This is a genomic window from Saccharothrix hoggarensis, from assembly GCF_052936025.1.
This window is the reverse complement of record NZ_CP193624.1, coordinates 6,932,954-6,947,525: the sequence shown is the minus strand read 5'-3', so window position 1 is coordinate 6,947,525 and position 14,572 is coordinate 6,932,954. Positions and strand designations below refer to the sequence as shown.

The following is a 14,572-nucleotide window of genomic DNA, read 5'->3' as shown; positions in this document are numbered from 1 at the left end:
CTCCGCCCGAGCCCGCAACCGCAAAGCCGTCCTGCTGCCGTTCGCCGTCTCCTGGCCGGGCGCCGACGTGGAGCTGACGGCCACCTCAGGCCACTGGACAGGTCTGCACGCGGGCCACGGCGTCCTCTCCGCCCGGACCGTGGCAGTCCAGGCAACCGGCCGCGGCGCCGCCGCAAGGCCAAGGAAAGCCACCCTGTCCCTACCCACCCCGAACGGCCCAACCCCACCGCGCCGCAGCGCGCCGATCCCGACGCCCACCAGCGCACCGTCCACACCACCCGGCACCACTCCGACCGCAACCCCTGACGGCGGCGGCCTCACCGCAATCCACACCGGCGAACCGCCAACACCCCCAACCCGACCAGCCCTAACCCCAGTCCTCCCTCCAACCCCACCGGCAACCGCAGCGCGGCCTCCGGCGCGGGCCGAACCCCCGCCCCGGCCGCCTGCCCCGCCCTCGGCCCTGCCTCCGGCTGCAGCCCCGGCCCCGGCGCGGGCCGAACCCCGGCCTTCGGCTTCAGCCACGGCCCAGGCCCCGCCCTCGGCTCTGGTCCCGGCCCAGGCCCCGCCCTCGGCTCTGGTCCCGGCGCTGGCCCAGGCCCAGGCCTCGGCCCTGGCCCTGGCCCCGGCTCTGGTCCCGGTGCCGGTGCCGGCTCTGGCCCCGGCTTCGGCTCTGGCCCTGGCCCCGGCTTCGAATCTGGCTGCGGTGTTGGCTTCGGCTCCGGCTTCAGCCCTAACCCCGCCCTCGCGCCGGCCTCCGGTTCTGACCCTGGCCCAACCTGCGGCGGGGGCTGTGGCAGCGGACTGGGCTCCGACTTGGGCCTCGGAAGCAGCTCCGGTCCCGGACCTGGCCTCTGCATCCGCGCTGAACCTGGTTTTTGGGCCGGTGTCGGTGTCGGTGTCGGTTCCGGGCGCGGGTGCTGGTGTGGGCGCGGATATGGGTGCCGGCGCGGGAGTGGGCGTGGCGGCGGCTTCGCTCCCGGTTGAGGTGGTGTGAGCGGTGGGGTCTCGGTACACGCTTGCCGTTTGGTGTCCTGACTGGCCGGTGGTGGCGGCTTCCGCGGAGGCCGCGTTGCAGCCGCACGTGCCTGCCGCGGTCGTCAGGTCGGGTGAGGTCGTGGCCTGTTCGGCGGTCGCGCGGGCCGAAGGGGTGCGGCGGGGGATGCGTCGGCGGGCGGCGCAGGGGCAGTGCCCCGAGCTGGTCGTCTTCGACTACGACGAGGTGCGTGACGCCCGCTTCTTCGAGCCGGTCGCGGCGGCGGTGGAGGAGTTGGCGCCGGGCATCGAGGTGGTCCGGCCGGGACTGGTGGTCGTCGCGGCGCGAGGTCCGGTCGGCTACTACGGGTCCGCCGAGCAGGCCGCCGAGCGCCTGGTCGACCACGTGGCGGTGCGTGCCGAGGTCGAGGCGCAGATCGGTTTCGCCGACGGGCTGTTCGCGGCGACCCTCGCGGCGCACCGCGGGCTGATCGTGCCGCCCGGCAAGACGCGAGAATTCCTCGCACCGCTGGGCATCCACGTGCTGGACCAGCCCGCCGAGGGCCGTGCCGAACGGGCGGAACTGGTCGACCTGCTGCGCCGTCTCGGCCTGCGCACCCTCGGCGCGTTCGCCGCCGTCCCCGAACGGGACGTCGCCACCCGCTTCGGCCGCCAGGCCGTGCTGGCGCACCGGCTGGCCGCCGGGCTGGAGGAACGGCCACGTTCACGTCGCAAGCCACCGCCCGAGTTGTCGGTGACCCAGCACTTCGACCCGCCGGTCGACCGGGTGGACTCGGCGGCCTTCGCGGCCAAGGGCCTCGCCGAACGCCTGCACACCGGCCTCGCCGATCGCGGCCTCGCGTGCACGCGCCTCGGCATCCGGGCCACCACCGAGAACGGCGAGGAACTGCGCCGGGTGTGGCGCTGCGCCGACCCGCTCACCCCGCAGGGCATCGCGGACCGGGTCCGCTGGCAGCTCGACGGCTGGCTCACCCGCGCCCGCCTCACCTCCGGCATCCACGTGCTCCAGCTCGACCCGGAAGAAGTGGTCGACGCCACCGCGCTGCAACTCGGCCTGTGGCCGGGGGCCGGACAGGACCAGGGCGAGGCCGCCGAACGCGCGGCGCGCGCGATGGTGCACGTCCAAGGTCTGCTCGGACCGGACGCCGTGCTCACGCCCGTGCTCGGCGGTGGTCGTGGCCCCGTCGAACGGGTGCGGCTGGTGCCGTGGGGCGACGAACGCACCCCGGCGGCCGACCCGGACCAGCCGTGGCCGGGGCAGCTGCCCGCGCCGTCGCCGGCGACGGTGTTCGCGGAGCCCGAGCCGGTGGCGCTGTTGGACGAGTCCGGCGCGGACGTCGTGGTCACCGGCTACGCCGAGCTGGTCGTCCCGCCGCACCGGATCGTGCACGGCGGCCAGGCCCGGCGGGTCGTGGCGTGGTCGGGGCCGTGGCCGGTGGACGAACGCTGGTGGGACAAGGACGCCGCGATGCGCGGGGCACGGCTGCAAGTGCTGGGTACCGCGCCGGACGGTGGGGAACTGGCCTTCCTGCTGATCCGCGCGGGCGGGAAATGGTCGGTGGAAGGGGTGTACGACTGATGAGCGGTGACTTCTCCGAACGCGACGACCGCGGTGGACGTGACGACAGCGGCTTGGCTGGCTGGTTCGACGCCTGGTTGAACGACCGGGTGGACGGCCGGCCTCACAGCCAGGCGGCCGGCCAGGCTCGCGATCGCGCGGACAGGCAGGTGGACGGTGGAGCGGATGACTGGTCCGCCCGCCGCGAGGTGCCCGGACAACGCGGCGGCGGCGGCGAACCGGCCTACCCGGCGAGCTTCGGCTGGACGCCACCCTCGATCACACGACCGACCTCGCAGCCCTGGCAGGCGCCGGCGACCCCGCCGGGTTCGCTCCCGCCGCACTCGGCGGCTCAGTCGGGTTCGCCGGCCCTCCCGGGCGGTTCGCTTCCGGCGATCTCGTCGGAGGCGGTGCCCAGGGCCGAGGCGGTGTCCGGGGCCGGGGCGGTGTCCGAGGCGGTGTCCGGGGCTGGGGTGGTGTTCGGGGCGGCGGTGTCGTCGGTGTTGATCCCGTTGCCGCGCCGTGCGGGGGATGACTTGATCTGATGGGCTGGAACAACCCTCCTGTCCGCTGGTCGGATCTGGAACGCGCGCTCTCCGGGAAGCCTCAAACGCCTGACGGCGGCGACAGCCCGGCGTGGACGCGTCACCGCGACCGCTACGAGGCGCCGACCGACTTCGCGGTCAAGGTCGACGAGTTGGGTGCGACCCGCTCCCGCGTCCCGTACGTCGAGTTGCACTGCCACTCCAACTTCAGCTTCCTCGACGGCGCGAGCCACCCGGAAGAGCTGGTGGAGACGGCGCAGCAGCTCGGGCTGGACGGCGTGGCGTTGACCGACCACGACGGCATGTACGGCGTGGTGCGGTTCGCCGAGGCCGCCAAGGAACTCGGCGTGCGCACGGTGTTCGGCACCGAGCTGAGCCTCGGCCTGTCGGCGCCGCAGAACGGCGTGCCCGACCCGGAAGGCGAGCACCTGCTCCTCCTGGCCACCAACCGCGACGGCTACCACGCGCTGTGTCGCACGGTCACCACCGGTCAGCTCGCGGACGGCAGCGAGAAGGGACGGCCGGTCTACCACCTGGACGAGGTCGTCGCGGACACGCGGGACGACTGCGTCGTGCTCACCGGCTGCCGCAAGGGCGCGGTGCGCCGGGCGTTGGCGCGCGAGGGTCCGGAGGCGGCGTTCGCCCAGCTGCGCAGGCTGGTCGACCTGTACGGCCCGGACCGGGTGTTCGTGGAGCTGACCGACCACGGCTACCCCGAGGACGGCCCGCGCAACGACCTGCTGTGGGCGATGGCGCACGACCTGCGGTTGCCGACCGTGGCGACCAACGCCGTGCACTATGCCGTGCCCGCGCGCGGCCGGTTGGCCGCGGCGATGGCGGCGGTGCGGGCGCGCCGCAGCCTGGACGAGATGACCGGTTGGTTGCCGCCCGGCCGCACCGCGTGCCTGCGGTCGGGTGACGAGATGGCTCGCCGCTTCGCCCGGTTCCCCGGCGTCGTGCACCGCGCGGCCGTGCTCGGCATGCAGTGCCAGTTCGACCTGAAGCTCATCGCACCGCAACTCCCGCCGTTCCCCGTGCCACCGGGGAAGGACGAGAACAGCCATCTCCGCGAGCTGACCTACGCGGGCGCGGCCCGTCGCTACCGCTCGATCGGCGAGAACCCCAGGGCGTACCGGCAGATCGAGCACGAGCTGAAGATCATCGAGGAGCTGAACTTCCCCGGCTACTTCCTCGTGGTGCACGACATCGTGGACTTCTGCCGACGCAACGACATCCTCTGCCAGGGTCGCGGCTCGGCCGCGAACTCCGCGGTCTGCTACGCGCTGGGCATCACGAACGTCGACGCGGTCCGCTTCGACCTCCTCTTCGAACGGTTCCTGGCCCCGGCCCGCGACGGTCCTCCCGATATCGACCTCGACATCGAGTCCGACCGCCGCGAGGAGGTCATCCAGTACGTCTACGGCAAGTACGGGCGACGGCACGCCGCGCAGGTGGCCAACGTCATCACCTACCGCGGCCGGTCGGCGGTCCGGGACGTGGCGCGGGCGCTCGGCTACTCCGTCGGCCAGCAGGACGCGTGGAGCAAGCAGATCGACCGCTGGGGTCCACTGAGGTCCACAGTGGACGAACCGGGCATACCGCGTCCGGTGTTGGAGCTGGCCGCCGAGCTGGAGAACTTCCCGCGCCACCTGGGCATCCACTCCGGCGGCATGGTCATCTGCGACCGGCCGGTCAGCGAGGTGTGCCCGGTGGAGAAGGGCCGGATGACCGACCGCACGGTGTTGCAGTGGGACAAGGACGATTGCGCCTCCATCGGGTTGGTGAAGTTCGACCTGCTGGGCCTGGGCATGCTCTCCGCTCTGCACTACGCCATCGACCTGGTGCGCGAGCACGAGGGCGTCGACGTCGACATCGGCGACCTCGACCTGGAGGACCAGCGCGTCTACGAGATGTTGCAGCGCGCCGACTCCGTCGGGGTGTTCCAGGTGGAGAGCCGCGCCCAGATGGCCACCCTGCCCCGCCTCAAACCGCGGACGTTCTACGACCTGGTGGTCGAGGTGGCACTGATCCGCCCCGGCCCGATCCAGGGCGGTTCGGTGCACCCCTACATCCGTCGCCGCAACGGCCGGGAGAAGTGGGACTTCGACCACCCGTTGCTGGCGGGCGCGTTGAAGAAGACCCTCGGCGTGCCGCTGTTCCAGGAACAGCTCATGCAGATCGCCGTCGACGTGGCCGACTTCAGCCCCGCCGAGGCCGACGAACTGCGCCGAGCCATGGGCGCCAAACGCTCGACGCACCGCATGGAACGCCTCCGGGAACGCTTCTACGAGGGTGCCAAGGCCAACGGCGTCGGGCAGGAACTGGCCGAGCGGATCTACGCGAAGTTGTTGGCGTTCGCCAATTTCGGCTTCCCGGAGAGCCACGCGCTCAGCTTCGCGCACCTCGTGTTCGTCAGCGCCTGGTTCAAGCTCTACCACCCGGCCGCGTTCTGCGCGGCCCTGCTGCGTGCTCAGCCCATGGGCTTCTACTCCCCTCAATCACTCGTCGCCGACGCCCGCCGCCACGGCGTGCGCGTGCTCGGACCTGATGTGAACGCCAGCCTCGCGCACGCCACCCTCGAACTGGTTGACGGCGAGCAGGCCGTGCGCATCGGTCTCGGCGGTATTCGGACCATCGGTCAGAAGGTCGCCGAAACCGTGGTGGAGCGACGGGAATCGGGATCGGGCCCGTTCCGCGACATGGCCGACTTCGGCGCCCGGGTCCGCCTGACCACCCCGCAGGTCGAAGCCATGGCCACCGCGGGCGCGTTCGGCTGCTTCGGCATCGACCGGCGTGCCGCGCTGTGGTCGGCGGGAGCCGTGGCGAAGATCCGCCCCGACCGCCTGCCCGGCACCGTGGTCGGCACCGACGCCCCCGCCCTGCCCGGGATGGACGAGGTCGAACTCGCCGTCGCCGACGTCTGGGCGATGGGCCTGTCGCCGGACAGCTTCCCGACCGAGTTCGTGCGCGAGCGCCTGACCAGCCTCGGCGCCCTGGCGACCGCTGACCTGGCCAAGGTGCCCAACGGCACCAAGGTGCTGATCGGCGGCGCCGTCACCCACCGCCAACGCCCCGCCACCGCCGGCGGCGTCACGTTCCTCAACATCGAGGACGAGACCGGCATGGTCAACGTCGTCTGCACGACCGGCCTGTGGGCACGCTACCGCCGGGTTGCCCGGTCGAGCCCTGCGCTGCTCGTGCGGGGCGTGGTCGAGTCGGCGGAAGGGGTGATCAGCATTCGTGCGGAGCGGTTGCAGCACTTGGACCTGCGCATACCTTCCCGGTCCCGGGATTTCCGGTGAGTCGGTCGCGCGTGCCGCGTCGTCGTGGGGGTGGCGAAGACGCGGGTGGGCGGGCGTTGGGACGTTGTGGCGGAGTGGGTAGTGGGACGCGCCGGAGGTCCGTGGTGGGGCGGAGGTGTGCGTTCCGGCGTTGGCGGGGCGCGCCCTGTCTTCGTGAGGCAGGCGAAGACGCGGGTAGGGCGGAGGTCCGGCACACCAGTGGTGGCTGGGTTGGGTTGTCGCGGTGGCGCCGGCGGTGAGCGATTTGGGCGTGATTGGCTGCGGAGGTCAGGCGGTGTCCGCCTTGGCGTAGGTGGTGAAGACGACGCCAGTGTCGAAGGTTCGGGTCGACGCCTTGGCGAACCGGGCGGTCGGGAAGTCGCCGGCGAACAAGGGGATGCCCTTGCCGAGCACGATCGGGTGGATTTTCAGGACCAGTTCGTCGATCTCGGGGAGCAGGGCGGCGGCCAGCCTGCCGCCTCCGCACAGCCAGATACCCAGGCCGGACTCCGCTTTCAGCTCGCGCACCTTCGCCAGCGGATCGGCGACGACCTCCACGTCGTCGGGGGTGGTGCTGAGGCGGCTCGACGCGACGAATTGGCGTAGATGTGGGTACGGGCTCGGCCGGCCGCCCGGGACTTGATAGGTCGCCCTGCCCATGAAGATCGTGTCGAAGGTGCGGTTCGGTGCGTCGATGCCCATGGCCTCGCGCATCTGGACGGGCAGGGTGTCGGGGTACTCCTCGATGAGGGCGGTCATGTGGTCGCCCTCGAACAGGAAGTCGCCGAAGCCGCCCTTCGGGTCGGCGATGAAGCCGTCGAGCGAGGTGGCGACGAAGTAGGTCAGGGTTCGCATGGGAGGGGTTCCTCTCTTGGTTGGACCACTCCGACTGTAGTACTATGGTCGTAGTGGTTGTCAAGGAGGATCTATGACGAGTAACCCGACCAGGCGTACGGCGCTGGTCAACGCGGCGATCGAGGTGCTGGCGCGCGAGGGTGCGCGGGGGTTGACGTTCCGCGCCGTCGACCAGGAGGCGGGCGTGCCCAACGGCACCTCGTCGAACTACTTCGCCAACCGCGACGACCTGCTGCGACAGGTCGGGGAGCACGTGCACGTCCGGCTCACGCCCGACGCGCGGCGGCTGGCGGAGACGATGGCCGCGCCGAAGGACAAGACCCTGGTCGAACGGCTGCTGCACGAGCTGCTGGAACGGCTCCAGACCGACCGGACGGGCTACCTGGCGCTGCTGGAGCTGCGGCTGGAGGCGACCCGGCGGCCGGAGCTGCGGGCCGCGCTGACCAAGACGATCAGCGAGAACCTGGAGGAGAACGTCCGCTTCCACCTGGACGCGGGTCTACCCGGCGACCGGACCACGGTGGTGTCGCTCTACCTGGCGATGAGCGGGCTGATGACCGAGCACCTGACCCTGCCCGGTGTGCTCCCGGAGGAGGAGATGACGCATGTGATCAAGGCGCTGGTCGACCGCACCTGAGCCCCGCCGGGGCGTGAAGTCGTGACCGGGCGCGGGTCGGCGACGAGGCGGTGGTCGGCGACGGGATGCCGGGCGCGGTGAGGCGGCGGTCGGGACGGGACGCCCGGCGCGATGAAGGGGTGGTCGGGACGGGACGCCCGGCGCGGCGAGGCGAGGCGGCGGTCGGGCCGAGGCGCTGGTGTGGGTCGGCGAACGTCCGGGCGAAGTGGCGGGTCAGCGGTCCAGCGGGCCGCCGATGATGGTCATCGCCACCACGATCACCGAGAAGCCCAACCCGCTGTACAGCAGCGCGTCGACGCTCCGGCTCCGGATCGCGATCAGCCCCGCCTGCTCGTCGGTCACGAGCACCCGGAGCAGCGCCGCGATCAGCAGCGCGGCGCCGATCAGCACCGCGCCCTGACGCCAGTGGTACTGCACGATCCGCAGGAGGCCCAGCACGACGACACCCAGCACCAGCGCGAACGGCAGGTGCCGCCCCGCCGCGGACCGCCAGCGCTGCTCCGGCAACAACTCCACCGCTTCCGCCTCAGGCCGTCGCGAGAGTGCGCTCGGCCGCCTCGACCGTGTTGGTCAGCAGCATCGCAATGGTCATCGGACCCGCGCCACCCGGGATCGGGGCCAGGAACCCCGCCACCTCGGCCACGGACGGGTGAACGTCGCCCACCAGTCCGGCCTCGGTCCGGGTGATGCCGACGTCGACCACGGCCGCACCGGGCTTCACCATGTCCGCCGTGATCAGGCCGGGGCTGCCCGCGCCCGCGATCACGATGTCCGCCCGCCGCACCTCGGCAGCCAGGTCCTTGGTGCCGGTGTGGCACAACGTCACGGTGGCGTTCTCGGTGCGCCGGGTCAGCAGCAGCCCGATCGGCCGGCCGACCGTCACGCCGCGACCGACCACGGTCACGTTCGCGCCGGCCAGCGGCACGTCGTAGCGGCGCAGCAGCTCCACCACGCCGCGCGGCGTGGCGGGCAGCGGGCCCTCGCCGCCGAGCACGAGCTTGCCCAGGTTGACGGGGTGCAGGCCGTCGCCGTCCTTGCGCGGGTCGATCCGCTCCAGGATCGGGTTCGGGTCGAGGTGCTTGGGCAGCGGCAGCTGCACGATGTACGCGGTGCACGCCGGGTCGGCGTTCAGCTCGTCGATGACCTCTTCGAGCTGCTCCTGCGTGATGTCCGCGGGCAGGTCGCGCCGGATCGAGGTGATGCCGACCTTGGCGCACGCCAGGTGCTTGCCGCGCACGTACGAGTGCGACCCGGGGTCGTCACCGACCAGCACGGTGGCCAGGCCCGGGGTCACCCCCCGCTCGCCCAGCGCGGCGACGCGCGCGCGCAGGTCTTCGAAGATCGCGTCCCGGGTGGCCCTGCCGTTGAGGATCGTCGCAGTCACGTGCCTCATCCTCTCATCACCGGCGTCGGGCCCCGCAGTCAACGTCGCCGGGGCCGGGCCGCGACCACCACCGCGAGCAGCGTCAACGCCGTGCCGACGACGGTCGCCGGCGACAGACGCTCACCGGCGGCGGGAGCGATCACGTCCACCGCGAGGGCGCCGACGAGCTGCCCGGCCACCTGGCACAGCCCCACCAGCAGCACGCCCAGCCGCCTCACCGCCAGCACCGCCGTGCCGATGGTCACGACGCCCAGCGCCCCGCCCGCGTAGAGCCACGGCTCGCTCGGCGCGGTGGACGGCAGCCCGCGCAGCGCCACGTCCACCGCGCACACGACGAGCAGCACGACCGTCCCGACGCCGAAGTTGACCAACGTGGTCACGCGGGTGCTCTGCGCCGCCTCCCGGACCAGCCCGTTCACGGCCTGCTGCCAGCCCAACCCGATCCCGGCCACGGCGGGCAGCAGCGCGAGCCACAACGCGGACGGGTCGCCCACCTCGTCCGACACCGCCACGGCGACCGCCACCACGGCCAACGCCGCGCCCGCCACCCGCGGCCCGGTCAACGGCACCCGACCGGCCGGCCCGACCCCCGCCCGGTCCACCGCCAAGCTGCTCACGGCCTGCGCGCCGACGACCGCCACGGTGAACACGGCCACGCCGAGCGCCGTGATCGTCAACCCCTGCGTGGCCACGAAGAACGCCCCGCTCGCCCCGCCGACGCACTGCCACCAGCGGATGCGCCCGGCGCGCAGTGCCGACCGCAGCCGCGCCAGCCCGGCGCGACCGGCGGCCGTCGTCGGCACGCCCAGCGCCAGCAGCGCCATCCCGCCGCCGAACGACACCAGCGCGGCCAGGAACCCGTCACCGAACGCGTGCCCCAGCTCGCCGTTCAACCGCCCCTGGACCGCCAGGAACGCCCCGCCGACGAACGCGACGAGCGCAGCCACGAGCCGCATCCGGTCACCCAACCCGGACGGCCTTCCGATCGCGCACCCGGCTCGCCAGCAGCACGCCGAACAGTGCCGCCGCCGTGCTGGCACCCGCCGCGGCGGCCGGCCCGAAGTGGTCCAGCAACGACCCGGCCAGCGGCAACGCCAACGCCGAACCCGCCGTGGTGAACGTGCCCATCCAGCCGAACGCCTCCGCCTTGCGGTCGTCCGGCGCGAGCCCGCTGATCCGCTGGTTGTTGGCCGCGATGGCCGGCGCGATCGCCATCCCGCCCACCCCCAGCACCAACCCGACCAGCCACACCGACGACGGTTCCAGCACCGGCGGCAGCACCAGCACCAGCGGCGCCACGCCCAGCGCCATCAAGAGCATCCGCCGGGTGAACCGCGGCTGCCCGGTGAGCCCGCCCGCGATCAGCCCGCCGACCGTCGACCCGACGCCCCACACCGCCGTCAGCACCCCGGCGACCGCGGGCGAACCCAGGTCACGCGCCCACGCGATGATCACCATGTCGATCGACACCAGCGACGCCACCAGGCACAACGCCGTCAGCAGCCCGAGCACCAGCGAACCGTCGCGCAGCAACGTCCGCCCGCCGTGCCGCGCCTGGTCCGACACCGGCCGGTCCAGCCCCGCCCGGCGCAGCGCGCCACCGAACCCGAGCGCGCCGAGCACCGCCAGCACGCCGCACATCCACAGCGCGACCTGCGCGTTCCACACCGCCACGACGGTCGCGGCCAGCGCCGGGCCGACGATGTACATGACCTCCTGCATGGACGCCTCGACGGTGAACACGGCCGACTGCGCCGGACCCGTCGCCAGCCTGGGGAAACTCGCCCGGCTCATCGCCGTCACGGGCGGTGTGGACAGGCCCGTCAGGAACGCCACCGCCACGGCCACCGGCCACGTCCCGCTCGGCGTCACCGCGGGCAGCACGCCCAGCACCGCGATGCCCACGCCGTAACCCGACGCCGTGACCAGCAGCAACCGCCCGGCCGGGCTCCGGTCCGCCGCACGCCCGCGCAGCGGCCCCGCCACGCCCATGCCCAACGTCAACGCGCCGCCGACCACCCCCGCCACCGCGTACGAGCCGGTCCAGCCGGCGATCAGGAACGACACCGCCAACGGCGTCGCGGGCAGGTGGATGCGGCCGACCAGGGACCACAGCAGCAGCCACGGCAGGTGGGGGATCGCGGCGAGTTGCCGGTACGGGCGGAGCACGGTGCCACTCTGCCCGCCACCCCCGACAATCCGACGCCGAATATCCGTGGGAACCCTGGCGGCTCCGTTAGCGTCAGCACTTCTGGACGCGCACACGAGGGGACAGCTGTGACCGATCCGACCGGACGACGGGCCGAGCTGGAGGCGCGGAACGCGGCCATGCGCGAGCAGGTCGACTCCCTCCTGACCGAGCTGCAGAAGAAGACCGCCGAACTGCGCGAGACGCAGGCCAAGGCCATGGCGATCACGGCGACGGCGGTGTCCAAGGACGGCTCCGTCCGCGCCACCGTCGACTCCGCCGGCGCGCTCACGTCACTGGAGTTCTCCGCCAACGCCTTCGAGCGCACCACCCCCGACAAGCTGGCCCGGATCGCCACCGAGACCGTGCAGCAGGCCGTCGCCAAGGCGCGGACCGAGCTGAACGAGGTGCTGGCGCCCGCGCAGCAGGGCGCGAGCATCGACCTGTCGGAGATGCTGCCCGGCGTGCCGTCCCTGGCCGACCTCATCCCCAAGCCGCCCGTCGTGCCGCAGACGTCGACGCCGCCGCGCCGGCCCGCGCCACGTCCCGACGATGACGACGGCGACAGCATCATGGACAGGAGTGGCTGGTGACCGGCTTCGACGTCAGTGTTTCCGGCCTGCGCCGCGGCGCAGGGCAGTTCGGCGCGGCGGGTGACTCGCTGGACGGCGTGTTCCAGGCGTTGAACTCGGCGTTGCAGGCCGAGGGGCAGTGCTGGGGCGGTGACGAGTCCGGGCAGGCGTTCGCCAAGCAGTACGTGCCGAACTCCCAGGCGACGTTGGAAGCCTTCACGAACCTCGCGCAGGCCCTCGGCGACATCCGGACCGGCGTGGACCAGACCGCCGACGCGTACGAGGGTTCCGACCAGGGCAACGCGACCGGGATCTCCCGGACTTACTGAGGGGCACTGCGGTGGGTATCGAGATCCCGGGCGAGGTCACGTGGCTCTTCCCGATCGTGGTCGGGCAGAGCTGGCCGGAGGGCGACGAAACGGCGTTACGGCGGATGGCCGACGCCTACCGCACCGCCGCCGAGGGCGTGAAGTCCGTCATCGACGAGGGCAACGGCGCGGCGTCCACCGTGACCGCGAGCCAGACCGGCGAGGCGGCCGAGAGGTTCCAGGAGTACTGGGCGAAGTTCGCCGCGGGTGACGACTCGTACCTGCCCAAGTTGCAGAAGATCTGCGAGCAGTTGGCCGAGAGCTGCGACAACACCGCGCTGGAGGTGGAGTACACCAAGCTGTCGATCATCGCGTCGCTGATCGTGCTGGCGATCGAGATCGCCGCGCTGATCGCCGCGGCGTTCGGCACGTTCGGCGCGTCGACCGCGGGCATCCCGATCGCGCAGCAGGCCACGCGGCTGATCGTGCAGTTCACGTTCCGGCAGCTGATCATCGCGATCCTCAGGGAGGTCGCGATCTCCGTCGGCATCGACGCGGCCATCCAGGCGGTGCAGGTGGCGCGCGGCGACCGGACGTCCTGGGACTGGGGCAAGACCACCGAGGCGGCCGTCTCGGGCGCGGTGTCCGGCGTGGTCGGCGGTGTGTCCGGCGGGCTGAAGTTCGAGGGTGGCGGGCTGGCCGGGCAGGCCGCCGTCGGCGCCACGCGCGGCGCGGTCGAGGGCGCGGTGTCGACGGTCGGCACGGCGGCCGCGATGGGTCAGGACATCTCCGCGCGGGACGTGCTGATGGGCGCGTCGGCCGGCGCCGTGTCGGGCGGGATCGGCGGTGCGAAGGACGGGCTGACCGTCGAGCCGCCGCGGGTGAACGTGGGCGGGCCGGACGGCGGGCCGCCGAACGTGGGGCCTCCGCCGGGCGGTGTTCCCGGTGGTGTGCCGGGTGGTGTTCCGGGCGCGCCGGGCGGTGCGCCGGGTGGCCAGTCCGGGCCGTCGGTGAACCGTGACGGCCTGAACCGGCCCGCCGGGGCGACGTCGACGTCGTCCGTGGCCGCGCCGCCTGCTCCCGGTCCTTCGGTGAGCGCGCCGCCGACGATCGGCGGGGACTCGTCGCCCGGTGGGTCGTCGTCGGGTGGACCGGCTCCTTCTTCTTTTGGCGGCAACACCGGGGGACGTGGTGGCGCTTCGGTGCCGACGTCTCCCGCCGGTGGTGGGACCGGGCCTTCGATCGGCAGCCGGCTCGGCTCGGCTCCCGGTGGAGCGCCTGCCGGTCCCGCCCCGGCGAGTGCTCCGGCTCCGCAGTCCGCGCCCGGTGGGTCGGCTGCTCGGACTTCCGGTGGGTTCCCCGGTGGGATGCCGCCCAGCGGGGTGCCGTCCGGTGGGCCGGTGCCCGGCGGGTCGTCGTTCACGCCGGGGACGGGTGGGTCTTCTTCGCCCAACGGGTTGAGCTCTGCTCCCGGTGGGACGCCTCAGGGTGGGCCTAGTGCTCCTGGGGTTCGGCCGGGTGGGCCGATGCCTGGTGGCGGCGTGCCCCTTGGCGGAATGCCGGGCGGTCCTCTGGGCGGCGGTCCGCTGCCCGGCGGTTCCGCGCCCGGCGGTGCGATGCCCGGTGGAGTCGCGCCTGGCGGGTCCATGCCGGGTGGCGCCGCTGCCGGTGGTGTGCCGGGTGGTTCGGCTTTCGGTGGGTCCACGCCCGGTGGTTCGGTGCCCGGTGGTTCGGTGCCCGGCGGTGGGTTGCCGGGTAGTGGGACGCCTGGTGTCGGGACGTCGGGTGGCGCGGTTCCTGGTGGCGGCCTGCCTGGTCAGGGTGGCGCGGTTCCCGGTGGGTCTACGCCTGGCGGGCCTGTTCCGGGTGGTGCGGTTCCCGGCGGTGCCAGCCCTGGTGGTTCGGTGCCCGGTGGTTCGGCGCCTGGTGGCGTTGCCGCCGGTGGGCCCGCTCCTGGTGGTGCGCACGTTGGCGGGCCTGCCGGTGGTGCGTCGGTTGCCGGCGGTGTGATCGCGGGCGGGGTGCCGGTTGGCGGTGCCGTGGCTGGCGGGTCTGCGCCGGGTGGGTCTGCGCCGGGTGGGCCTGCGTCCGGTGGCTCTGCGCCCGGTGGGTCGGGTTCCAGCGGTGGGCCGGTGTCGGCGGGTGGGTCTGCGCCCGGTGCCGCGACCACGGGTGGTGCGCCTGCGGGTGCGGCGCCCGCCGGTGGGAGTGCGGGGCCGGCGGCGGGTGGGTCGGCTCCTGGTGCGGG

At 73.1% G+C, this 14,572-nt stretch carries 12 protein-coding genes and 1 pseudogene; 8 read left to right on the top strand and 5 right to left on the bottom strand.

What is annotated here, in order from left to right:
• The first annotated feature begins 1,048 nt into the window (after window positions 1-1,048).
• Genes ACRAKH_RS31495 through ACRAKH_RS31485 form a run of 3 tightly spaced genes read left to right on the top strand, consistent with a single transcriptional unit; the run spans window position 1,049 to window position 6,401 of the window.
• Window positions 1,049-2,575 (top strand): DNA polymerase Y family protein, encoded by a 1,527-nt coding sequence (locus tag ACRAKH_RS31495; protein ID WP_380724882.1) that lies wholly within the window; start codon window positions 1,049-1,051, stop codon window positions 2,573-2,575.
• The gene (locus ACRAKH_RS31490) at window positions 2,575-3,099 is read left to right on the top strand and encodes a hypothetical protein (RefSeq protein ID WP_380724881.1); all 525 of its coding nucleotides are present in this window, start codon (window positions 2,575-2,577) and stop codon (window positions 3,097-3,099) included. Before ACRAKH_RS31495 ends, ACRAKH_RS31490 begins: the two co-directional genes overlap by 1 nt.
• Entirely contained in the window at window positions 3,099-6,401 is a 3,303-nt protein-coding gene (locus ACRAKH_RS31485; protein WP_380724880.1) for an error-prone DNA polymerase, read from the top strand. Before ACRAKH_RS31490 ends, ACRAKH_RS31485 begins: the two co-directional genes overlap by 1 nt.
• Before the next feature lie 267 nt (window positions 6,402-6,668).
• Here the strand turns inward: ACRAKH_RS31485 and ACRAKH_RS31480 are convergent, their stop codons facing one another.
• The gene (locus ACRAKH_RS31480) at window positions 6,669-7,235 is read right to left on the bottom strand and encodes a dihydrofolate reductase family protein (protein WP_380724879.1); all 567 of its coding nucleotides are present in this window, start codon (window positions 7,233-7,235) and stop codon (window positions 6,669-6,671) included.
• A 73-nt stretch (window positions 7,236-7,308) separates the two neighbouring features.
• Between ACRAKH_RS31480 and ACRAKH_RS31475 the strand changes: the two genes are divergently transcribed.
• A complete protein-coding gene (locus ACRAKH_RS31475; RefSeq protein ID WP_380724878.1) occupies window positions 7,309-7,872 on the top strand; it encodes a TetR/AcrR family transcriptional regulator in 564 nt (187 codons plus the stop codon).
• 213 nt (window positions 7,873-8,085) lie between these two features.
• Here ACRAKH_RS31475 and ACRAKH_RS31470 read toward each other — a convergent pair whose 3' ends face one another.
• The 4 genes from ACRAKH_RS31470 to ACRAKH_RS31455 are packed head-to-tail and all read right to left on the bottom strand — an operon-like array spanning window position 8,086 to window position 11,425.
• Window positions 8,086-8,379 carry a DUF3017 domain-containing protein gene (locus ACRAKH_RS31470; RefSeq protein ID WP_380724889.1) on the bottom strand — a complete coding sequence of 98 codons (294 nt, stop codon included), beginning with the start codon at window positions 8,377-8,379 and terminating at the stop codon, window positions 8,086-8,088.
• A 19-nt stretch (window positions 8,380-8,398) separates the two neighbouring features.
• The gene (locus ACRAKH_RS31465) at window positions 8,399-9,256 is read right to left on the bottom strand and encodes a bifunctional methylenetetrahydrofolate dehydrogenase/methenyltetrahydrofolate cyclohydrolase (protein WP_380724877.1); all 858 of its coding nucleotides are present in this window, start codon (window positions 9,254-9,256) and stop codon (window positions 8,399-8,401) included.
• 38 nt (window positions 9,257-9,294) lie between these two features.
• Window positions 9,295-10,212 carry a DMT family transporter gene (locus ACRAKH_RS31460; protein ID WP_447009473.1) on the bottom strand — a complete coding sequence of 306 codons (918 nt, stop codon included), beginning with the start codon at window positions 10,210-10,212 and terminating at the stop codon, window positions 9,295-9,297.
• 4 nt (window positions 10,213-10,216) lie between these two features.
• Window positions 10,217-11,425 (bottom strand): MFS transporter, encoded by a 1,209-nt coding sequence (locus ACRAKH_RS31455; RefSeq protein WP_380724875.1) that lies wholly within the window; start codon window positions 11,423-11,425, stop codon window positions 10,217-10,219.
• Window positions 11,426-11,533: 108 nt separating this feature from the next.
• On the opposite strand from ACRAKH_RS31455, the gene ACRAKH_RS31450 reads away from it, so the two are divergent.
• The 4 genes and pseudogenes from ACRAKH_RS31450 to ACRAKH_RS31435 all read left to right on the top strand — a co-directional run bounded on the left by ACRAKH_RS31450 (window position 11,534) and on the right by ACRAKH_RS31435 (window position 14,334).
• On the top strand, window positions 11,534-12,037 hold the full coding sequence (locus ACRAKH_RS31450; RefSeq protein ID WP_380724873.1) for a YbaB/EbfC family nucleoid-associated protein: 504 nt from the start codon (window positions 11,534-11,536) through the stop codon (window positions 12,035-12,037).
• Window positions 12,034-12,345 (top strand): WXG100 family type VII secretion target, encoded by a 312-nt coding sequence (locus ACRAKH_RS31445; RefSeq protein ID WP_380724872.1) that lies wholly within the window; start codon window positions 12,034-12,036, stop codon window positions 12,343-12,345. The genes ACRAKH_RS31450 and ACRAKH_RS31445 overlap by 4 nt, the downstream gene beginning before the upstream one ends.
• 11 nt (window positions 12,346-12,356) lie before the next feature.
• A pseudogene (locus tag ACRAKH_RS31440) lies at window positions 12,357-12,746 on the top strand (WXG100 family type VII secretion target); the annotation flags it as partial.
• Window positions 12,747-14,094: 1,348 nt separating this feature from the next.
• Window positions 14,095-14,334, top strand: a complete 240-nt coding sequence (locus ACRAKH_RS31435) for a hypothetical protein (protein ID WP_447009998.1) — start codon at window positions 14,095-14,097, stop codon at window positions 14,332-14,334.
• Window positions 14,335-14,572: the final 238 nt, after the last annotated feature.